Here is a 19,578-nt window from a genome sequence, read left to right on the forward strand (position 1 = left end):
ACGGAGGTTTTGCTGGCGATTTACCAGCATGACGGCGCACGCTTTAGAGGAATGCGCTAACATTCCGCCTTCGCGAAACGCAATCCACCAACCGTTTGCAGGCGTTCCAGAACGATGACCACCGAGCTCGACAAAACCGACCGCGCCATCCTTGCCGCACTGCAAAACGACGGGCGCATGTCGAATGCGCGCCTGGCGGAAACGGTGGGCTTGAGCGAAACGCCCTGCGCGCGGCGACTCAAGCGGCTGGAGAACGACGGCTATATCGACCGGTATCGCGCCATGCTGTCGCGTTCCGCGCTCGGCTTCGGTGTGGTCGCGTTCGTCTACGTGCGTTTTGCCGTGCACGACCGCGCAGTCGCGACGCGCTTCGAGCGCGAGGTGCAGGCAATCTCGCGCATTCTTAGTTGCCACAATGTGTCGGGAAGCGCCGACTACATTCTGCAAGTGGTGGCGCGCGACCTCGACGATTACGGCACCTTCATGCGCGACGAGTTGCGCGGTCTGCCTGGCGTGACGTCGGTGGAATCGGCGTTGTCGCTGCGCGAAGTCAAGGCGAACAGCGGCCTGCCGCTCACCTGAACGCCGGCACGCGAAGGCGCCGGCAATCGTGGCATAGTTTCATCCAATCGATACGGCGCGAGCCGACCAGACACGCACGGAGTTTTCCATGGATCACGAAAAGGCGCGAGCCGAAGAATCAGCCGCGATGGAGCGGGTTTTGAACGCGACGAAGCGCGTACAGACGGCATTCGCGTCGCTGCAGTCGCAATTCCCACCGGCCGGCGAGGGCAAACCATCGCAGTTCGCCCTGCAAACTTTCGACGCCGCGCTGCAGGAGCTCGAAGACGCGCAAGCCGCTTTCGACGAAATGCTCGGCGATCTGCTTGACGGCAACCGGTAAGTGACCTAGCCGCTCGCCGCGCTGGATAGCGAGGGCGCAGCGGCGCGAGCGGCGCCGTCCGAAGCGGATTGGACGGATGCCGCGCGATTCCAGGACGCCGTCTAGGCTTGACCGTTAGTTGCGAATTTGCAATCGCCCGGATTACGCCGCGACGATCTTTCACATGCGCCCCTCTGCCGCGAAAGCGCTAGTCCAGTAGCGGCGCCGCCGCCGGTTCACACCCCCCTCACACGGCACGGGTCGTGATGACTGGTTCGCACGTAATCGGAAAGTTGAGCGAGTTGGCGACATAGCATTTCTCGTGAGCCGCGTGATGCAGACGCCCGGCCAACTCCGCGTCGCTGCCCGCCTGAACGACCACGTGCGGACGCAGAACGATCTGCGAGAAACGCCCTCCTTCCTTGTTGTCGAGCATCGTGCCTTCGGCTTCATCGCGATACTCCAGCACGACGACACCCGCCTCCGCACACAGATGCAGATACCAGAGTTTGTGGCACGCGCTGGTCGACGCCACCAATAGATCTTCCGGATTCCAGCGGCTCGCGTCGCCGAGAAAGGCTGCGTCTGACGAGCCGGCGATGGGCGGCTTCGTGCCCGCGCTGATGATGTGGTCGCGCCCGTATGCGCGATAAGCGGACGTGCCGGTGCCACGATTGCCGATCCATTGCACCTGTACCGCGTATTTGTGTTCACCCAATGCCATGCCGATCTCCTTTTTTCCGATCTGGTCGATTCCGGTCGAGCAGGATGCGCCGAACCGGAAAGCATTTTATCCAGAGAATGGCATTTTGGTATACCATTATTCCAGATAAACGAAACAGACCGCCATGGAAAACAGACTCGATTCCACCGCCGACGCCATTGCAGTCTCGCTGCGCGAACTGATCGCCGCCGGCGATCTGCAGGACGGCGCAAGACTGGTCGAACGCGAACTGGCCGAACGCTTCGGCGTGAGCCGGGTGCCGATGAGAGAAGCGATCCAGAAGCTCGAAGGCGAAGGCCTGATCGAGTTGCAACGAAATCGCGGCGCAGTGGTGCGCACGCTCACGGAAATCGACGTGGCGGAAATCTACGATTTGCGCTCACTGCTCGAAGGCGACGCGATTTTTCGCGCCGTCAAACGCATGGACAGCGAGACGCTGTCACGCGCGGAACTCGTACACCGCTTGCTCGGCGAGGCGGATACCGCGCAGAAACAGGGCGAACTCAACCGTGAATTTCACGAGTTGCTGTACCGACCTTGCGGAAATGTTCGCCAATTGAAAGCGATTCGCGAGCTGCGCGCGCAGGTGGAACGCTACGAGCGGTTGCAGTCCACCCTGCTCGCCGACACGGCGGCCTTTCAGGACGAACATCTCGACATTCTCCAGGCCTGCGAGGCCGGCAACGCGCGCCTCGCGCGTTCGATGACCGTCGCGCATCTCGCCTCGGCGAAACGCATTGTTCTACAACTGCTGCAAAGCGAATGATGGTCCACGAATAAATATCTGCGAAAAAACGGGAATAACGCGGCGCGACGCTGTGTTTACCGTTCTGTAGACAGCACATCAGGCGACGCGACCGCCGCCGGGATACCCAGCCGCTCAGGCGCTGTTCCCCCGGCTAACGGACACGTCCCACATTGGGCAACACACTCCCTCGCGGGTGTGTTTCTTTCTCGCTGACAACGGTGCAGATTTTAAATTACTTAGGAATCCATCATGAAAACCCGACTCGCTCTCACCCTCTCCATGATCCTTCTCGCCTCTGCCGGCGCAGTGACCAACGCATCCGCGCAGGAAAAAACCCGCGCCGAAGTTCGTCAGGAATTGATCCAGGCCGAGAACAACGGATTGAATCTGGTGACCGACACGTCGTATCCGGAGATCAACCCGATCTACGCGCAACAGGCTGCTCAGGAACAGGCACAAGCGCAAACGCAGGCACAGGCCACGCAATCTCGCGACACCGATGTCGGCGGCAGCATGGCCGGCTCGAGCGCGACAGGTCAGCGCGCACCGGCGCATATGACGATGGACCCCAACAATTGCGTCGGCCCGGTGAGCTTCTGCTCACTGTACTTTGGTAGCTGAATGTTGGCCGCTGCATGTCAGAAGCAAATTGCAACGCGCTTACGCGCAACGCCATGCGCTCGCCCGACCGGACGAGCACACGGCATTGCGCACGTATCGACGATTCGCGAGAGACCAACCCAACTTTTACGCCGCGTGGGCCGTAGCATTCGACCTAGCGCGACGGCGCTCCTCGCCCCGCCACGTTCGGCGCGCGAGGGTCGACGCTCTGATTCAGGCTGGTGCCGTTCGCCCGCATGTCGTTCGGCGCCTGACTGACACCGAGGCCACCGCCTGTCGCACTGTGAGTGCCGCTGCTGGTACCCATGCCGCCGCTCACACCCGGCGTCGCGCCGATGCCGGGCACGGCCGGACTGCTCTGCATGCCGGGTTGCATACCCGCTTGCGCACCATTCGCCGCACCCGCGCCGGGACTCGTCGACTGCGCCTGCGCCCCGTCGATCAGGCCGATTATCAAAACCAACGCCATTACACCGCTCGCCACGATTTTCATAGCCGCTCCGTCGTTCCATCGGGATCGCGCCGTTACTGGGCGCCTGAAGAGTAAGACGTCGACGAACACGCTTTGTTCATGACATCAATCGGGGCTTGATGAGCGATCGGCGATAATCGGCGGCTCTCTTTCGACTCGCAATATCGATGACGTCCACCGCTTTCGCTCCATTCGAAGACCTCGCTCGCACACTGCTGCCGCATGCTTTCAGTCACGACAGCGGCAACCTCGACGGTTCCCACGACACCTCGCATCTGCAGCGCGTCTGGAAAAATGCGTCGGCCATTCAGGCAGAAGAAGGCGGCGACGCGCACGTTCTGTTCGCCGCCACGCTGCTGCACGACTGTGTGACGGTCGAGAAAAACTCGCCGCTGCGTGCGCAGGCTTCGCGTTTGTCCGCGGAGAAAGCCGCACGTGTGCTGACCACATCGGGCTGGTCCGATGCGCGTATCGCCGCGGTGTCGCACGCGATCGAGGCGCACAGTTTTTCCGCCGGCGTCGCGCCGCGCAGTGTCGAAGCCAGAACGCTGCAGGACGCCGATCGGCTCGACGCGCTCGGCATGCTCGGCGTGGCGCGCTGTTTCTACGTGGCCGGCCGTCTCGGACGTCCGCTCTACGATCCCGCCGACCCGCATGCCACGCACCGTCCGCTCGACGATACGCGCTACACGCTGGACCATTTCCACACCAAGCTGCTGAAGCTGTCGTCCGGCTTCCAGACTTCGGCCGGCGCGCGCATGGCGGCGCTCCGTCACGCGCGCCTGCAGCGTTTCCTCGACGAATTCGCCGACGAGATCTGAACCGGCGCGCCGCGCGGCGCGGGGAATGCGTCGAAGCATAAGCAAAACTCGCGCGCGCGTTATGATCGGTCGTTACGCCAACACGGCGCCTACACGGCCGATCGCACACGATGGAGCACGCCTACCTACAGCTGTTGCATCAGCTTGCCGGCCACCCGGCATGGACGCTCACGGTCGTCTTTCTCGCCGCATTTCTCGAAGCGATTGCCGTCATCGGCACCTTCATTCCCGGCAGCACCGCCATGTTCTTCGCCGGCGCGCTGGCCGGCACCGGCTCGCTGAGTCTCGGGTGGGCGCTGGCGTGGGCGGTGGCGGGCGCGATCGCGGGCGACGGCCTGAGCTTCTGGCTCGGCAGCCGCTACAAGGACCGCATCGTCCAGTTGTGGCCGTTCTGCAAACATCCGCAGATACTCGACGCGGGTCATCATTTTTTTCAGAAGCACGGTGCGAAGAGTGTCGTGTTCGCACGTTTCATCGGTCCGCTGCGGGCCATCGTGCCGGTCGTGGCGGGCATGCTGGGCATGTCACCCGCACGCTTTTACGCCATGAACGTGTTGTCCGCGCTGTTGTGGGCGCCCGCGCACATTTTGCCGGGCGTGGTGTTCGGGGCGTCGGTGCTGCTGGCGGGCGCGGTCTCGTTCCGGCTGGTGGTGGTCATCGCGCTGCTGGTGGGCATCGTCTGGCTGAGCTTTCGCGCGGCGGGATTCCTGCTCTCGCATGCCAGCGCGTGGTCGAGCGCGGCCGGCCTGCATCTGGGCGACTGGGCTTGCCGCCATCCGGGTCCGGTCGGGCGGTTCGCCCGCAAAATGCTCGACCCCGAGCAACCGGACGCGAGCAGCGTCGTGGTGACATCGCTGATCGTGCTTGCGTCGGGCGCGCTGTTTTTCGGCGTCGCCAAAGACGTCGTCAGCGGCGACCCGCTCACGCGCGTCGATCTGTCGGTCTATCAGTTTCTGCAATCGGTACGCACGCCGTGGGGCGACACGGTGCTCGCCGGACTGGCGACACTCGGCAGCGTCGCCACGCTGGGCGCGCTGGTCGTCACCGTGGTGATATGGATGCTGTGGGAGCGCCGCTGGCGCACCATCGGCTACTGGCTCGCGGCCGTGGTGTTTTCCCAATTGCTGATTTTCGCGCTGCAATTCGCGATGCACCGCGCGCCGCCCGACGAGATGCTGGCCAACGCCTACGTGTTTCCGAGCAACCACGTCGCGGCCACCGTCATCGTGTACGGTTTTCTCGCATTTTTGCTGGCGCGTCGCGTGGGTACGCTGGAGGGCGTGCTGGTGTCGACCGTCAGCACCGTCGTGGTGATCGTGATCGCGCTGGCGGGTTTGTATTTCGGCCGCTACTGGGTCTCCGACGCGATCGGCGGCGCCGCGCTCGCCTACGTGTGGGTCGCGATCGTCTCGCTCACGGCTATCCTGCGACATCCCGAGCCGCCGCCCACCCGCAGCTTCATGCCGCTCATCATCCTCGCCGTCATGCTGGCGAGCGTGGGCGTGCAGCTCGGCGTGCATCCGCCGGTCCCGCCGCCGCAACAGGTCGCGCGCGCTCAGCCGATGCTCGTCACGCAGACGCAATGGACTCACTCGCTGTGGAAAAGCCTGCCCTGCTACCGATCCGACATGGGCGGCGACCGCAAGGAGCCGATCACCGTGCAATGGATGTCGAATCTCGATTCGATCAAGGGACAACTGCGCGCCCAGGGATGGGTGGAAGGCACCGACCTCTCGGCGCACAGTCTGCTCTCGCTCGCGTCGCCCAACGTGGCGGCCGTGTCGCTGCCGGTGCTGCCGAAGCTGAACAACGGCGTGCCGTCGGCGCTCGTCTTCATGCGTCCGGGCGACACGCGCGACGAACGCGACGTGCTGCGCTTCTGGCCGAGCGGCTATGCCGTCGACAACGGCAGTTCGACGACGCCGCTGTGGATCGGCGCGCTCGCGCACGAGCGTCTGTCGCGCGCATCGTGGCCCATCAATATTCTGCGGATCGAGCGGCCCAAGGCGTCGCATGAGGCACGGAGCGCCGCGGAGGCGGAGCTGGGCGCCTCGCTCGTCGCGCAGGTGAGCTGCCACGGCATGCCGGTGGCCCTGCTGGCGACGCCCGTCGAATAGCGTGTGGCTGACCTTGTGCGCACGGTTACTGAACCGGGCGCGAGAACGGTTTGCGATCAAGTAGTTGGCGCGATTGCCAGGGGGTTGTCCACAGGCTTGCGAACATTTTCTGTGGGTAACTCGGCCGGCTTTCGCCACCCCAAAAAATATCCACAACGCAAGCTCCGTCCCATCTGGTTACGTGCGCAACCTCTCGTTACAGACCTGTGCCGAGCCCTTGACTATCATGCTTCGATCGTATCGATCGAGCATTGGTTGGCCAGTTATGAGGAAAATCGGCAAGACATTGGTGGTCAGCCTCGTGCTGGCGGAAGTTGCGTTCGCGGCCTATTTGCTGTCGCCGAAAAGCGATCCGTCGACGAGCGCGACGGGCGGCGCTGTCAATCACGCCGCCGACCTGCAGTCCAACGCAACGCCGGTGAATTCGCACGACGCGTCGATTGCCGTGCAGAGCAGCGCAGGCGCTACCAATTCGGTCACGCAGGCCGCCATCTCGGGCCAGTCCACTGAGGGTCGCATCGCGCCCGCAGCGAATGTGCCGGCGCAGACGGCCGCTCAAGCCACGCCGCAAGACACCGCGCCTTTGCAAAAAAGCGCGCGACCACGCGAATCCACTGCCGTCGCATCCGTGAACGTCGATACCGCCGCCGCGCCGGGCGTCGCGCAAGGCGCACGCGGACGCGACAATCTCGGCCGACGCGGAGTGAATCCGGTGTCGGTGTCATCGTCGTCTTCGGGATCGTCGTCTGAAACGGATGCGCTCGTCAGGGAATCGGCCAAGCTCGACCCCAACTTGCCGCCACCGCCGGCGGCAGCCACGCCGCTCGTGCACGACGACCAGCCTCATCGCAGTTCGAATACGGTCGCAGCAGCAATGACCGATCAGCTCGTCAGGGAATCGGCGAAACTCGACCCGAACCTGCCGCCGCCGAATCCCGCCGGCGTCCACTAGACGAACGCGGACGCACGCACGCAAAGAATCGGGCGGCGCACGCTCAGGCGATGCGCTGCACCCAGCCGCTTCGCCAGGCCGGCGCCTCGAACGGCTCCGAAAAATACTGCGTCTCACGAACGACCTTGCCGTTCCTGAATTCCATGATGCTCACCGTCAGCGCCGGCCGGCCGCCGTACGTGATGGTGTATTCCGTGACCCACAGGTCGCCCTCTCCCTGCATCCGCCTGACATCGAAACCCGATGGCCTGTCCGGATGATGCCCACGTAGCGCCTGCAAATTCTTTCGCCCGACGATGCGTTCGCCCGATTGCGGATAGTCGCAGACCGCGTCTTCGTCGTAGATGGCGTGCTCGGCGTCGAGGTCGCCCGCCGCCGACGCGCGCCAGTGCGCATTCAGGGCTTCACGTATGGCATCGCTTTGCATGGTTTATCTCGCGCGCGAACAAAGTCACACCAGGTATCATAGGCCGCATCGCCGTCTTATCCATTCGAAAACGAAGGAGACACCGTGCCTGACATCGCTGCCAGTGAACTCGACGCGTACGCCGCGCAATTCGAACGTGACGGGATGGTCGTCCTGAAACGGCACTTCCGCGCGGAGACGCTGCAGGCCTGGCGCGCTGCCTTCGAGCCGCTATTGCGCGGGCGCATTGCCGCTGGCACGACGGCCGTCAGGGGCGACAACCGGCACTACATCACGCTGCCGTTCGCGGGCGTGTTCGCCGACGAAAGCATTTTTTGCGACCCCGCGATTCTCGGTATCGTCGAACGGGTTGCGGGCGAAGACCCGGTGATGTGTCAACTCGCCACCGACACGCCACTCGACGGCTCGACGTATCAGGACATTCATCGCGACACCCCGCCACTCTTCGACGATCAGCCCGAAACGCCCTCGTTTCAACTGGCGGTCAATTTCCCGCTGTGCGACGTCACGCTGGAAAACGGTCCATTCGAAACGACGCTGGGCACGCATCGCATGCGTCCTGACGACGCCATGACAGCATGGCGCGAAAACCGCGTCGAACTGAAAGCAATAGAAATGGAACTCGGCGATGTGATGATTCGCGATGTGCGCGCGCTGCATCGCGGCACGCCGAACCGGACGGATCAGCCGCGCCCGATGGTGGTGATCGGTTATAGCCGGAGCTGGTATTACCGGCCCGAGGTGCACATCGACGTGCCGGCCGACGTGGATGCCCGTCTAAGCGCTCGCGCCAGACGCCTGTTGCGCTCGATGCCGCGCGTGGACAGCGTGCAGTCGCCCGATGCGCCGGAAGCGTACCGGAAGTTCGCTTACTGAAAGCGCCCGCCTTCAGGCCGGCAACTTCCCTTTCCTGCGCAATACGCCAACGATCTCGTCCACGCTCGCGCTCTGCAACAGACGGTTGCCGGCCGCCTGGCGCTCGGCGTTGATTGTGTCGATGCTTCGCTGCATCGCGGACGCCTTCGCCGAAATATAGACGGCCATGCCGTATCCGAAGCGCTCGATCAGATCGTTACAGAGGTAGGTTTTCATAGAATCCGGGCGACGGTGAAGATGCCGGCGGGCATGCCAGCGGTGCTGCCAGCCCGACTCAATTGAGAATCATTCGCAATTATACATAAACAAAAATCGCTGACCACCCCCGCAATCTGAGTGGCCGGTCAGCGATTCGCCACCAGTACGGCCCGCTCGTAAAACCATCGGTTCACTACATCGGGAACCGTCTCGAAGGTCCGGCGCAGCATCGGCGCGAGCGTGCCGTCGATCAACGCCGGGTCGTTCATGGCGTCGACGAGCGCCTGCGCGGCGAATCGGGCGGTCGCCGTCCAGGCATGCTGCACCCGTTGCGAATCGCCGAAACGCTCGAGCACCGACAGCGGCACGGGTTCGAGGCGCCGGCCGTTTCTGCCGTCGAACGTGCCGATCCAGATGTCCGGCGCCGCTTCCGATGTCGCGTCCGTTGCCACATCCATTGCCGCCCCGTCGCCGCAGTCCACACCGAGAAATTGCAGGAGCGAGCGGCAATGCATGGCGGCGACGCAGATCACAGGCCGCGTGTACGCCACCAGTTCCTCGTGACGCACCGCGTTTTCGCCGCGATCGGGCATCACGAGCGCACCGGGATTCGCTTCCAGGTCGAGCGCGGCGAGTCCCGCGCTGACGCCTCGCAACTGATGCGGAACGATCGTATAGCGCACGTCTCGCAGGAGCGAGGGCGCGGGCCGATCGGCGGTGGCTGGTGCGTTGTGCATGGTCTGCGGGACGCCGCGTGAGCAGTTGGAACGGGGACGCGTTGACGGTTTCCGCCGCTGTCTGGACGGGTTCGCACGTCGCGTGGTGCGGATAACGTAGCACGCACGCAAGTGTATTTATACTGGCGCAGAAAACATTCGAAAACCCTCACATGAGATCCGGCATGCGCGTGCTTTCCTACACCGTGAGCTTTGCTGTCGCCGCCTACCTGATCGCCGCGCTGGCACTGTATCTGATGCAGGACGACATGCTGCTGCCGTCCACGCCGAAGGCCGCCGACTTGCGCGACGCCGCGCACACCGGCAGCAGCATCGACCTGTGGCACGTGCGCGGCAACTATGCGGGGTACATCATCACGCCGACGACGCGTCAACCGCGCGGCACCTTCATCGTGTTTCACGGTAACGAAGAGTCGGCGGAAACCAAGCTGCCGCTGGCCGACGTATTCGTTCAGGCCGGCTATCGCGTACTCGTCGTGGAATATCCCGGCCACGGCAACCGGCCCGGCGAGCGCACCATGCAGGCCGCGCTCGATGCGTCGCGCGATGCGCTCGCTGACACTGTCGCCCGTTGGCCCGGACCGGTTTATCTCGCGGGCGAGTCGCTCGGCGCGGGCATGGCGTCGCAGGTGGTTCGCGGTCAGGAAGCGGCCGTCGCCGGCGTCGTGCTGATTACACCGTGGGATTCGCTCGCCAGCGTGGCCGCGGAAAAATATCCGGTCTTCCCGGTTCGACTGCTGCTGCACGATGGCTTCGATTCGGTCGCCGCGCTCTCGCGTTATCACGGGCCGCTCGTGATCATCGGCGCGCAGCAGGACACCTTGATTCCCGTCATGCATGCGCGCCGCTTCGCGGGTCAGCACGACCTCGCGAAGCTCATGCTGCTGCCCAACGCCGATCACGACAGCTGGTTCGACGCCATGACGCCGCAGCGCTGGCAGCAGGTTATGCAGTGGATGGGCGCGGCGTGATTGCCGCCCCGGCGGACTCGCCGTGCGGCGTGTCTCGCGAAACCGTCAGAACGATTCGCCCACCATCTCTTCACTCTTGCGCCAGAGCGCCTCGGCATTCGACGCATCGAGCGCATAGCGCCGCACACCTTCGCTGACCGGCGTGATCACCACATCGTCGCCCACCGTTTCGCTGACGTGACAGTTCTCGCAGTACCGGCCGCCCACGGCGTCGGCGTCCGCCACCACGGCGGTCCACACGGACGTCGCCGCCCCTTGCGGCACGCTCTTGAACTGGAACGGCGCCTTGCCTTCCGATTCGAGTTGACGGTTGATCGTGTCGACCATAGCCGTCAACTGACCGTCGTCCATGTGACGGCCGAGTTCCGTCCGGATGCCGCCCGGATGCACGGCAGCCGCGCGCACCCCGCGCGCCCGATGCCGCTGGTCGAAGGCCACCGCGAAAAGAATATTCGCCGTCTTGGCGCGCCCGTAAGCCACGAACGGCTCGTACGGCGTCCGTTCGAAGCCGGGGTCCTCGAGGTCCACGTTGGCGAAACGATGGCCCGACGAGGCCAGCATCACGACCCGGCCGCCCGAGGGAATCAGCGACGCGATGCGGTTCACCAGCACGAAATGTCCGAGGTGATTCGTGCCGAACTGCGTCTCGAAGCCGTCCGCGGTCTTGCCCAATGGCGCTGCCATCACGCCGGCATTCGCGATCACGACGTCGATCGGTTTGCCCTGCTTCACCAGCGTGTCGGCGCAACGCCTGACGCTCGCCAGGTTGGCGAGATCGAGCTCGACGAGTTCGATGCTGCCGCCCGCCGCCGCGGCTTCGCGGCGCGCGTCGGCGATCGCCTGCGCGGCCTTTTCCAGATCTCTGGCCGCGCCGACTACGCTCGCCCCACGCGCCGCCAGCGCCCGCGCGGTCTCCACGCCCAGCCCCGCCGACACGCCGGTCACGAGAATGCGCTTGCCATGAAGATCGACGCCCGCGAGTACGTCGTCGGTTGTCGAAGTCGCTCCAAAATTCCTAGTCATATCCACCGCTCCAGCAAAATGAGATTGACGTCGTTCCCCGTCCGGGATAAAAACGGAGTCTACCTCCGTTTTTATCGATACTAAACGGAGACACCCTCCGTTTGCAAGCCTGCGAATGTAAATGACCGAGTCCACGCCAAAAGAACGAAAACCCCGGGCAGACGCCCAGCGCAACCGCGAGCGCATCCTGGAACACGCGAAAGCGGCCTTCACGCGTGCCGGCGGAGAGATCAGTCTGGAAGAGTTGGCGCGCCAGGCGGGCGTCGGCGCCGGCACGCTGTACCGGCACTTTCCGACGCGCGACGCGCTGCTGGAAAGCGTCTACCGCGCCGAAGTGGCGAAGCTTGCCGGAGAACAGCACCGGCTGTCCGAATCGCATCCGCCCGCCGAAGCGTTGCGAGAATGGATGCTGCTTTTCGTGGATTACATCGCGACGAAGAAGATCATCGCGCCGGCTTTGAATTCGATGGTTGGCGGACCGACGAAGTTATTCGAATCGTCCGGCACACAGATCAAGGATGCGATTCACGCGCTCGTCACGCGCGCGATCGAGAGCGGCGACATCCGCCCGGATATCGAACCGCTGGATCTGCTGCGCGCGCTGGTCGGTGTGTCGAACGTTGCGTCCGCACCGGACTGGCAACAGAGCGCGAAGCGGCTGGTCGATATTCTTCTGCTCGGCTCACGGCCGACGCAGTAGCACGCGGCTCGTTCGACCGATGCCACCCACTCACCCACTACCGATGCATGACGTGATCCGCGAGCAGCCGCCGCATGGTAGCGAGTAAATTTTGCCCGTCGACAGGCTTGCGAAGGAAGCCGTCGTAGGTAACAAAGGCGGGTGGACTCGGCTCGCCGGAAACGAGTATGAAGACGACGTCGGCCAGTTTCGGCAGCGTACGCAGCCGGTGACATAGCTCGCTGCCCGACATGACCGGCATGCGCCAGTCGGCCACCACGATGTCCACCGGCGATTCGATGAACATGGCGAGCGCCGTGTGGCCGTCGCTTGCAAGTTTTACGTCGAAGCCATCGGCAGCGCAGCATGCTCCCCAGGCAGCCAGAGCTTCCGGATCATCGTCTACCAGCAGTACGCTTACCATGTCCTGTCGTCCGATTCGAGTCATCGTATTGGGCAGCGCGATGGTAGTCAAAGTTCACCGCGCGATGCACTCACACCGGATTTTCGTCGTTTCTGCGAAACCCTGCACTCGTCGAACTCGCCGTCACGACCGACGGCAATTCACGTAAAGAAAACGTTGGCTCGCCCGCGCCTTCGCTCTCGCCGCCACCCGCTACAACCCGTCACGCGCCGGTTGCGCTGTCGAATGCTTCCAGTGCACGCGTCGAATAGACCAGCGCCGCCCCCGCGTTCATTGCAATCGCGACGCCGAGCGCTTCGGCGAGTTCCTCGCGCGTTGCGCCGGCTTTCAGCGCTTCGTTGCTGTGGATCGAAATGCAGCCGTCGCAGCGCGTGGTCACCGCAACCGCGAGCGAAATGAGTTGCCGCGTCTTCTCGTCCAGATGCGCGGTCTTGCGGCCGGCACCGGACGCGATGAGATAGCCCTTCACCGTGTCGGGCGACAGTGCCTGCAGCGTGCCGACATTCACCAGCACGTGATCCCGATTGGCGTTCCAGTCCATTGATGACTCCATTGATTGAGCGCTATGAAAAGCGGTAAAGATAAAAGCCAGTACTTATTTGAAGAGTCGAACGCGCGGCCTTGACTCAAGCCGGCGCCCGACTATAGACAGCGACCCCACGCTATCGCGGTGCGAGTCCTTCCGCTTCCCGGGACGCGCGCACGCTCGGCCGTTGCTCCATGCGCAACATGAATTGCTCTATCGCTGCGTATCGGGACAGGTCGATGCCGACGCGCGGCGGCCAGCAAAGCACGTTGTACAGATAGCCGTCGGCGACTGAAAATCTATCGCCCAGCAAGTACTCGTTTTTCGCCAGATGACTGTCGATATACGCGAATCGCTCAGCCAGATTGCCATTCGCAAAGTCGACTTTCGAAGCCTTGTCGACGAAAGGTGAAAACATCACCGCCATGCCTTTGTGCAGATCGGTGGCCACGTAATTGAGCCACTCCAGAGCGCGATAGCGCTCCGCCGTACCGGCGGCGGGCAGAAGCCTGCCAGCGGAATGCGTATCTGCAATCCATTGCAGGATGACCGCGCCTTCCGTGATGATTTCGCCGTTGTCCAGCTTCAGCGCGGGCACGAAACCCTTCGGCGTCACGTCGAAATAACTCCCTTCGACCGTTCGTTTGGTCTTGAAGTCGACCTCGACCAGATCGAAGTCCTGCCCGGCTTCCCGCAATGCGATCTGCGAAGCGAGTCCGCAGGAACCAGCGGCAAAATACAGTTTCATGCATGCTCCAGAATCAGAAGAAGTTTTCGTATTGCCTTTTTAGAACCCGACGTCGCGAGAACGCGCAGCCGGCAATCCCATCTCTATCGAAGGACGCCATCCAGATCGGACGCGTCGTGGCGCTCGCGCAGAAAGCTGCCCGGCTCGCCCGAGGTACGGTTGACGATTCTTCCGCGCGCCACTGCGGGGCGGGCGGCAATTGCGTTGTACCAGCGCAGGAGATGCGTGTATTCCTCGACAGCAAGAAATTCGTGCGCGGCATACACGCCGTAAAGACTGCCGGGATACCACGGCCACACAGCGATATCGGCGATCGTGTATTCGTCGCCCGCGAGGAACTCGTGCGACGCCAGGTGCGTGTCGAGCACGTGCAACTGGCGTTTCGTTTCCATCGCGTAGCGGTCGATCGCGTATTCGATCCTGAATGGCGCGTACGCGTAAAAATGGCCCAGACCACCGCCGACGAATGGCGCCGATCCCATTTGCCACATCAGCCAGTTGAACGTCTCGGTGCGTGCGCGAGGCTCGGTCGGCAGGAACGCGCCGAACCGCTCCGCGAGGTAGACGAGAATCGAGCCGCTCTCGAATACGCGAGTAGCCGGAGCCGTCGACTGGTCCACGAGCGCGGGAATTTTCGAGTTGGGATTGATCTCCACGAAACCGCTTCCGAACTGGTCTCCCTTGAAGATATCGATCAACCACGCGTCGTATTCGGCGCCCGAATGCCCTGCCGCCAGCAACTCTTCGAGCAGGATCGTGACCTTCTGCCCATTCGGTGTTCCCTGCGAATAAAGCTGCAGTGGATGTTTGCCGACCGGCAGTTCCTGCTCGAACCTGGAACCCGAAACCGGACGATTGATGCCGCCGAACTGGCCACCATATTTATGGTTCGGATGCCAAACTTTATCCGGCACGTAGCCGGCCGGCTGATTTTCAAATTTTTGACTCATCTATTGCTCCTTTAATACTTGCAAAGCCCGATCTGAACCTCGCAGTAACGAAGAACTCACGACGAGCGTGCACGCACACGCTCACTGGACGACACGAAGTTCGGCCATCCACGCATGTGATTGATGAAGCGCTCGCTCAGTCCACCCATGCGCAAGTACTCCGCGGTAACGGGCAGCTTCGGACTGTCGTAGAACGGGTTTGCTTTGACCTGAAGCGGAAAATCGCGCTGAAGAATGCCGGCCCGGCCAATCAGAACGAAATCGCATCCCTCGTCGAGAAGTTGTGCGGCACGTCGGGCGCTCATGATTTTTCCCGCCGTGCCCAGACGCACGCCTCCGCGAGGCAGACTTGTAAAGACGCTCAACATGGTCTGTCCACGGAACGAGCCTTCCTGAACGATCTGGGCGGAGTCCCACAGAGCCAGATCGAGATAGTCGATCAACTCCCGACCGAGAATCTCGCCGGTTATTTCGCGCAACTCCTCCAGACGCAAACCATAACGCTCGACGGATAAGCGCCAGCCAATCTGAAACGCCGGACCACAGGTACGGCGAATGCCTTCGATGACTTCGATGACGAGTCGGGCGCGATTCTCGACAGTGCCGCCGTATTTGTCGGTGCGGTCGTTGAGCAAGGGAGACATGAACTCCGACAGAATCCATCCGAACGCACCGTGAATGGCGACGCCATCGAACCCGGCCAGTTCGGCTCTCTTCGCCGCGGCGATAAAGCTGTCGCGGATTCGTTCGACCTGTTCGGTCGACAAGGCTCTGATGCCCGGCAGCGTGGCGTCCGACGCGGGGGCTGGAACACCGCCCAATTCCGGACGGGCTCGGTGTCCTGCATGATGCAGCTGCACGGCAGACAAGCCACCGCTTTTCCGGATCGACGCGGCCATGCGGGTCAAACCGTCCAGGTGGGCATCGCTATGAATACCCAACTGACGGTCGAATGCGATGCCGCCCGCCTCGACAGTCGTCGCACAGGTCTGGATCAATGCATAACCGCCACGCGCCACCTGCTCGATCCATTCCTGATCGAATCCGGACGCGAAGCCGCCGCGTTCGCTTTGCTGATTGGTAAGCGGCGCCAGCATGAAACGATTGCTCATTGCCGGGCCATGCAAAAGCGTAAGCGGTTCAAATAAATCCGAAACAGACACGAAATAATCTCCCAATCACAATGGTGTCGAAATTGGCCACGAGCCTCGAAGAAGGATGCGGTGTTGCGGCCGCCCAGGAATCGGCATGCTCACGGCGGCGGCTATCACCGGACTCAACAGGAATGACCGCGAAAACCAGTTGTTTTCCAGGTCGAGATCGGCAGACTGGCAGCCGAGCACGCTGATTAGCGAAACCGTTATTGCGAGCGCGTTCCGATAGAATCGCGCCGCCCGCTGGCTCGCCGGTGATGGCCGGGTCATACCTTGCTCTCCGTCCGCCGCACTTCGGCGTGGTGAGGAACAGTCATGGGTGTAGCGTGATGCGCGGCGGAATGCAGCGGCTTGCCTCTGCCCAGCGCCCGGACAACCACGTAAAACAAAGGCGTGAGAAACAGACCGAACAACGTGACGCCAAGCATGCCGAAGAACACGGAAATGCCCATCGCACGACGCATTTCCGCGCCTGCGCCCGTCGACGCCACGAGCGGTATCACGCCCATGATGAACGCGAGCGACGTCATCAGGATGGGCCGCAAGCGCAAACGACATGCTTCGATCACGGCCTTGAGCGTGGACATTCCCGCCATCTCCAACTCCCGTGCGAACTCGACAATCAGGATCGCGTTTTTCGATGCAAGGCCGACAAGCACGATGAGACCGATCTGCGTGAAGATGTTGTTGTCACCTTTGGTCAGCCACACGCCGAGCAGTGCGGAGAACACGCTCATCGGAATGATGAGAATAATGGCGAGCGGAAGCGTCACGCTTTCGTACTGGGCGGCCAGCACGAAGAACACCAGCAGAACGCACAGCGGCAGAATCCACACCGCGCTGTTACCGGCAATGATTTGCTGGTACGTCAGATCCGTCCATTCGTATGTCATGCCCGGCGGCAAGGTCTCGGCCGCGATTCGCTGGATGGCCGCCATGGCCTGATCCGACGAGTAGCCGGGCGCGGGACTGCCGCTCAGGTCGGCGGCGGTGAAACCGTTGTAGCGCACCACCTGATCGGGGCCGTAGGTCTGACTCACCTTCAGCAGCGAAGCGAGAGGCACCATCTGACCGGACTCGTTGCGCACACGCAGTTGCCCGATGTCATCCGGCGTGGAGCGGAATCGGCTGTCGGCCTGCATTCGCACCTGATATACACGCCCCAGAAAATTGAAGTCGTTGACGTAATACGAGCCGAGGAATTGCTGCAGCGTGCCGAACACTGCCGGCGTATCGACACCCAGTTGCTGCGCCTTTGCACGGTCGATGTCGAGTTTCAGTTGAGGCACGTTCACCGTATAGGTGGAAAAGAGCGGACTCAGTTCCGGTGCCGCCGACGCCTTCTTGATGAATGCCTGCGTCACTTTGTAGAGTTCGTCGTACCCGAGGTCCGCGCGGTCTTCGATCTGTAGCTTGAAACCGCCGAGCGTTCCCAGCCCGTACACCGGCGGTGCCGGAAAGACAGCCGTAAAGGCATGACGGATGCTGCCGTACTCGCGATTCAGATCGGCCGCGACCTTGTCGGCGGAAATGCCTTTGCGATCCTTGAACGGTTTGAGCAGGACAAACGTCAGCGCCGTGCTCGAACTCTTCGTGACGCCGTTGATGGAGAGACCGCTGTACGTCACAGTCTCCTGAACGCCCGGATGTTTGAGCGCGACGGCATTCATCTGCTTCATGGTCGCTTCGGTACGATCCAGGGTCGCGCCTTCCGGCAATTGCGCGAGGCTCACCACGTATTCCTTGTCCTGCGCGGGGACGAAACCACCCGGCACGTGACCAGTCAGCCACCAGGTTGCCGCGAGCAGAATCGCGTACACGACCAGCAACGCGCCCTTGTGTTTCAGCAGACCGCCGATGCTTCCGCCGTAGCCTTCCGAAGCGCGATCGAAGGTCTGATTGAAGCGCGCAAAGAAGCGGCCAAATACCTTCTGCGTCGCGCGAGTCAATGCGTCGGGGGCGTCGCCGTGACGCTTCAGCAACATCGCCGACAGCGCCGGAGACAGCGTCAGCGAATTCACCGCGGAGATGAGCGTGGAGATCGCAATGGTGACCGCGAACTGCTTGTAGAACTGTCCAGTCAGGCCGCTGAGAAACGCCAGCGGCAGGAACACGGCGGACAGCGTCAACGCGATGGCGATGATCGGCCCGCTGACTTCGCGCATGGCCTGGTACGTCGCTTCGCGAGGACTCAGACCGCGCGCGATGTTGCGCTCCACGTTCTCCACCACCACGATCGCGTCGTCCACCACGATGCCGATTGCGACCACGAGGCCGAACAACGACAGCGTGTTGATGGAGTAACCCGCGAGCAGCAGGAAGCTGAACGTGCCGACAATCGAAACAGGCACTGCGAGCAGCGGAATGATCGACGCACGCCACGTCTGCAGGAAAAGGAACACGACCAGTACCACCAGTGCCACGGCTTCCAGAAGCGTATGCACGACCGCGTCGATGCCCGCCTGCACTGCGCGGCTCGGTTCATACACGACACGGTAGGTCAGGTCTTTGGGAAACTCCTTCGCGAGTTCCTGCATGACCTGATGCACTTCGCGAGAAAGCTGAAGCGAGTTGGCGCCAGGCGCCTCCTCCACGGCCAGCGCAATCGCGGGCTCGTTGTTCAGCGTGGCGCGAATGCCGTAGTCCTCTGCGCCGAGTTCGACGCGCGCCACGTCACGAAGACGCGTAATCGCCCCGTGCGCATCGGACTTGATGACGATGCTTTTGAATTCTTCGGGTGACTTGAGACGGCCGTCCGCGCTGACGTCGAGCTGGAAGGCCGTATTGGGCGACGTCGGCGCACCGCCGATCGTGCCTACCGCGGCCTGGATATTCTGGCGCCGGATAGCGCTGGCGACATCGTTCGCACTCAGACCGCGCTCGGCCAGCGCGGCCGGGTCCAGCCAGACACGCATGGCATAGCCGCCGGGTCCCCATGGCACCACGTCCCCGACACCAGCGATCCGGGCCAGCCGGTCCTTCACGTGCAGGATGGCGTAATTGCTCAGGTAGTTGCCGTCATAGGTTCCTTTCGGGGAGACCATATGCACGGTGATGCTGATGACGGGCGAACTCTTGATCGCCGTCACGCCGAGACGCTGCACGTCTTCGGGCAGTCGCGGCTGAGCCTGCGACACGCGAGTCTGCACGAGCTGCTGCGCCTTGTTCGGATCGGTGCCCAGCTTGAAGGTCACCGTGAGGTAAAGGTGGCCGTCGCCGCTCGCCTTCGACTCCATGTAAAGCATGTCTTCCACGCCATTGACGGACTGCTCCAGTGGCGCCGCAACGGTCTCCGCGATGGTCTTCGCATTGGCGCCCGGATATTGCGCATGGATGACGACCGACGGCGGGATGACCTGCGGGTATTCGGAGACCGGCATGTGGAACGCCGCGACGATGCCCGCGAGCAGAATCAGCGCGGACAGCACGCACGCAAAGATCGGGCGGTCGATAAAAAACTTCGAGATGTTCATGGCCGGCCTCCCGCTGCGGCCGTGCCGTGAGCTTCGACGTCGCGACTGCGGGGA

General features: G+C 62.7%; 22 protein-coding genes. 10 read left to right on the forward strand and 12 right to left on the reverse strand.

The annotated features are described in order from the left end of the window. Positions 1-114: 114 nt before the first annotated feature. Together P3T18_RS19645 and P3T18_RS19650 are read left to right on the forward strand one after the other, a co-directional pair. Positions 115-582 (forward strand): Lrp/AsnC family transcriptional regulator, encoded by a 468-nt coding sequence (locus P3T18_RS19645; protein WP_429301627.1) that lies wholly within the window; start codon positions 115-117, stop codon positions 580-582. 88 nt (positions 583-670) lie between these two features. After that, entirely contained in the window at positions 671-904 is a 234-nt protein-coding gene (locus P3T18_RS19650) for a hypothetical protein (protein WP_429301628.1), read from the forward strand. A 226-nt stretch (positions 905-1,130) separates the two neighbouring features. On the opposite strand, the gene P3T18_RS19655 is transcribed toward P3T18_RS19650, so the two are convergent. Continuing rightward, complete coding sequence (locus P3T18_RS19655; protein WP_429301629.1) at positions 1,131-1,607, reverse strand: OsmC family protein; 477 nt, start codon at positions 1,605-1,607, stop codon at positions 1,131-1,133. 124 nt (positions 1,608-1,731) lie between these two features. Here P3T18_RS19655 and P3T18_RS19660 point away from each other — a divergent pair, with 124 nt between their 5' ends. Next, positions 1,732-2,373: a GntR family transcriptional regulator gene (locus P3T18_RS19660; protein WP_429301630.1), complete on the forward strand. Its 642-nt coding sequence runs from the start codon at positions 1,732-1,734 to the stop codon at positions 2,371-2,373. Positions 2,374-2,604: 231 nt separating this feature from the next. Continuing rightward, positions 2,605-2,976, forward strand: coding sequence for a DUF4148 domain-containing protein (locus P3T18_RS19665; RefSeq protein WP_429301631.1), 372 nt, complete (start codon positions 2,605-2,607; stop codon positions 2,974-2,976). A 154-nt stretch (positions 2,977-3,130) separates the two neighbouring features. Here the strand turns inward: P3T18_RS19665 and P3T18_RS19670 are convergent, their stop codons facing one another. Next, positions 3,131-3,469 carry a hypothetical protein gene (locus P3T18_RS19670; RefSeq protein WP_429301632.1) on the reverse strand — a complete coding sequence of 113 codons (339 nt, stop codon included), beginning with the start codon at positions 3,467-3,469 and terminating at the stop codon, positions 3,131-3,133. A gap of 146 nt (positions 3,470-3,615) precedes the next feature. Here P3T18_RS19670 and P3T18_RS19675 point away from each other — a divergent pair, with 146 nt between their 5' ends. The 3 genes from P3T18_RS19675 (at position 3,616) to P3T18_RS19685 (ending at position 7,338) form a co-directional block, all read left to right on the forward strand. Further along, entirely contained in the window at positions 3,616-4,269 is a 654-nt protein-coding gene (locus P3T18_RS19675) for an HD domain-containing protein (RefSeq protein ID WP_429301633.1), read from the forward strand. A gap of 110 nt (positions 4,270-4,379) precedes the next feature. Beyond that, on the forward strand, positions 4,380-6,386 hold the full coding sequence (locus P3T18_RS19680) for a VTT domain-containing protein (protein WP_429301634.1): 2,007 nt from the start codon (positions 4,380-4,382) through the stop codon (positions 6,384-6,386). A gap of 265 nt (positions 6,387-6,651) precedes the next feature. Beyond that, complete coding sequence (locus P3T18_RS19685) at positions 6,652-7,338, forward strand: hypothetical protein (RefSeq protein WP_429301635.1); 687 nt, start codon at positions 6,652-6,654, stop codon at positions 7,336-7,338. 43 nt (positions 7,339-7,381) lie between these two features. Here the strand turns inward: P3T18_RS19685 and P3T18_RS19690 are convergent, their stop codons facing one another. Further along, the gene (locus P3T18_RS19690) at positions 7,382-7,765 is read right to left on the reverse strand and encodes a nuclear transport factor 2 family protein (protein ID WP_429301636.1); all 384 of its coding nucleotides are present in this window, start codon (positions 7,763-7,765) and stop codon (positions 7,382-7,384) included. An 84-nt stretch (positions 7,766-7,849) separates the two neighbouring features. On the opposite strand from P3T18_RS19690, the gene P3T18_RS19695 reads away from it, so the two are divergent. Next, positions 7,850-8,641 (forward strand): phytanoyl-CoA dioxygenase family protein, encoded by a 792-nt coding sequence (locus tag P3T18_RS19695; RefSeq protein WP_429301637.1) that lies wholly within the window; start codon positions 7,850-7,852, stop codon positions 8,639-8,641. A gap of 12 nt (positions 8,642-8,653) precedes the next feature. On the opposite strand, the gene P3T18_RS19700 is transcribed toward P3T18_RS19695, so the two are convergent. Together P3T18_RS19700 and P3T18_RS19705 are read right to left on the reverse strand one after the other, a co-directional pair. After that, complete coding sequence (locus P3T18_RS19700; protein WP_429301638.1) at positions 8,654-8,857, reverse strand: hypothetical protein; 204 nt, start codon at positions 8,855-8,857, stop codon at positions 8,654-8,656. 128 nt (positions 8,858-8,985) lie between these two features. Then, positions 8,986-9,576, reverse strand: a complete 591-nt coding sequence (locus P3T18_RS19705; RefSeq protein WP_429301639.1) for a hypothetical protein — start codon at positions 9,574-9,576, stop codon at positions 8,986-8,988. A gap of 164 nt (positions 9,577-9,740) precedes the next feature. Between P3T18_RS19705 and P3T18_RS19710 the strand changes: the two genes are divergently transcribed. Then, the gene (locus P3T18_RS19710) at positions 9,741-10,547 is read left to right on the forward strand and encodes an alpha/beta hydrolase (RefSeq protein WP_429301640.1); all 807 of its coding nucleotides are present in this window, start codon (positions 9,741-9,743) and stop codon (positions 10,545-10,547) included. A gap of 45 nt (positions 10,548-10,592) precedes the next feature. On the opposite strand, the gene P3T18_RS19715 is transcribed toward P3T18_RS19710, so the two are convergent. Then, positions 10,593-11,570: an SDR family NAD(P)-dependent oxidoreductase gene (locus P3T18_RS19715; protein WP_429301641.1), complete on the reverse strand. Its 978-nt coding sequence runs from the start codon at positions 11,568-11,570 to the stop codon at positions 10,593-10,595. A 121-nt stretch (positions 11,571-11,691) separates the two neighbouring features. Here P3T18_RS19715 and P3T18_RS19720 point away from each other — a divergent pair, with 121 nt between their 5' ends. Further along, entirely contained in the window at positions 11,692-12,270 is a 579-nt protein-coding gene (locus P3T18_RS19720; RefSeq protein WP_429301642.1) for a TetR/AcrR family transcriptional regulator, read from the forward strand. 37 nt (positions 12,271-12,307) lie between these two features. Here the strand turns inward: P3T18_RS19720 and P3T18_RS19725 are convergent, their stop codons facing one another. The 6 genes from P3T18_RS19725 to P3T18_RS19750 form a co-directional block, all read right to left on the reverse strand. Continuing rightward, positions 12,308-12,673, reverse strand: a complete 366-nt coding sequence (locus P3T18_RS19725; protein WP_429301643.1) for a response regulator — start codon at positions 12,671-12,673, stop codon at positions 12,308-12,310. A 202-nt stretch (positions 12,674-12,875) separates the two neighbouring features. Next, on the reverse strand, positions 12,876-13,214 hold the full coding sequence (locus P3T18_RS19730; RefSeq protein ID WP_429301644.1) for a carboxymuconolactone decarboxylase family protein: 339 nt from the start codon (positions 13,212-13,214) through the stop codon (positions 12,876-12,878). 121 nt (positions 13,215-13,335) lie between these two features. After that, positions 13,336-13,947, reverse strand: coding sequence for a glutathione transferase GstA (gene gstA, locus P3T18_RS19735; RefSeq protein ID WP_429301645.1), 612 nt, complete (start codon positions 13,945-13,947; stop codon positions 13,336-13,338). An 83-nt stretch (positions 13,948-14,030) separates the two neighbouring features. Continuing rightward, complete coding sequence (gene yghU / locus P3T18_RS19740) at positions 14,031-14,897, reverse strand: glutathione-dependent disulfide-bond oxidoreductase (RefSeq protein ID WP_429301646.1); 867 nt, start codon at positions 14,895-14,897, stop codon at positions 14,031-14,033. Between the two features lie 56 nt (positions 14,898-14,953). After that, positions 14,954-16,060, reverse strand: coding sequence for an NADH:flavin oxidoreductase (locus P3T18_RS19745; RefSeq protein WP_429301647.1), 1,107 nt, complete (start codon positions 16,058-16,060; stop codon positions 14,954-14,956). A gap of 257 nt (positions 16,061-16,317) precedes the next feature. Beyond that, the gene (locus tag P3T18_RS19750) at positions 16,318-19,524 is read right to left on the reverse strand and encodes an efflux RND transporter permease subunit (protein WP_429301648.1); all 3,207 of its coding nucleotides are present in this window, start codon (positions 19,522-19,524) and stop codon (positions 16,318-16,320) included. Positions 19,525-19,578: the final 54 nt, after the last annotated feature.

Source organism: Paraburkholderia sp. GAS199 (genome assembly GCF_050436585.1).
Classification (GTDB): Bacteria; Pseudomonadota; Gammaproteobacteria; order Burkholderiales; family Burkholderiaceae; genus Paraburkholderia.

Coding starts and splice junctions, on each gene's coding strand:
- P3T18_RS19645 (WP_429301627.1), top strand. CDS start 115: ATGACCACCGAGCTCGACAAAACCGACCGCGCCATCCTTGCCGCACTG.
- P3T18_RS19650 (WP_429301628.1), top strand. CDS start 671: ATGGATCACGAAAAGGCGCGAGCCGAAGAATCAGCCGCGATGGAGCGG.
- P3T18_RS19655 (WP_429301629.1), bottom strand. CDS start 1,607: ATGGCATTGGGTGAACACAAATACGCGGTACAGGTGCAATGGATCGGC.
- P3T18_RS19660 (WP_429301630.1), top strand. CDS start 1,732: ATGGAAAACAGACTCGATTCCACCGCCGACGCCATTGCAGTCTCGCTG.
- P3T18_RS19665 (WP_429301631.1), top strand. CDS start 2,605: ATGAAAACCCGACTCGCTCTCACCCTCTCCATGATCCTTCTCGCCTCT.
- P3T18_RS19670 (WP_429301632.1), bottom strand. CDS start 3,469: ATGAAAATCGTGGCGAGCGGTGTAATGGCGTTGGTTTTGATAATCGGC.
- P3T18_RS19675 (WP_429301633.1), top strand. CDS start 3,616: ATGACGTCCACCGCTTTCGCTCCATTCGAAGACCTCGCTCGCACACTG.
- P3T18_RS19680 (WP_429301634.1), top strand. CDS start 4,380: ATGGAGCACGCCTACCTACAGCTGTTGCATCAGCTTGCCGGCCACCCG.
- P3T18_RS19685 (WP_429301635.1), top strand. CDS start 6,652: ATGAGGAAAATCGGCAAGACATTGGTGGTCAGCCTCGTGCTGGCGGAA.
- P3T18_RS19690 (WP_429301636.1), bottom strand. CDS start 7,765: ATGCAAAGCGATGCCATACGTGAAGCCCTGAATGCGCACTGGCGCGCG.
- P3T18_RS19700 (WP_429301638.1), bottom strand. CDS start 8,857: ATGAAAACCTACCTCTGTAACGATCTGATCGAGCGCTTCGGATACGGC.
- P3T18_RS19705 (WP_429301639.1), bottom strand. CDS start 9,576: ATGCACAACGCACCAGCCACCGCCGATCGGCCCGCGCCCTCGCTCCTG.
- P3T18_RS19710 (WP_429301640.1), top strand. CDS start 9,741: ATGCGCGTGCTTTCCTACACCGTGAGCTTTGCTGTCGCCGCCTACCTG.
- P3T18_RS19715 (WP_429301641.1), bottom strand. CDS start 11,570: ATGACTAGGAATTTTGGAGCGACTTCGACAACCGACGACGTACTCGCG.
- P3T18_RS19720 (WP_429301642.1), top strand. CDS start 11,692: ATGACCGAGTCCACGCCAAAAGAACGAAAACCCCGGGCAGACGCCCAG.
- P3T18_RS19725 (WP_429301643.1), bottom strand. CDS start 12,673: ATGGTAAGCGTACTGCTGGTAGACGATGATCCGGAAGCTCTGGCTGCC.
- P3T18_RS19730 (WP_429301644.1), bottom strand. CDS start 13,214: ATGGACTGGAACGCCAATCGGGATCACGTGCTGGTGAATGTCGGCACG.
- gstA (WP_429301645.1), bottom strand. CDS start 13,947: ATGAAACTGTATTTTGCCGCTGGTTCCTGCGGACTCGCTTCGCAGATC.
- yghU (WP_429301646.1), bottom strand. CDS start 14,897: ATGAGTCAAAAATTTGAAAATCAGCCGGCCGGCTACGTGCCGGATAAA.
- P3T18_RS19750 (WP_429301648.1), bottom strand. CDS start 19,524: ATGAACATCTCGAAGTTTTTTATCGACCGCCCGATCTTTGCGTGCGTG.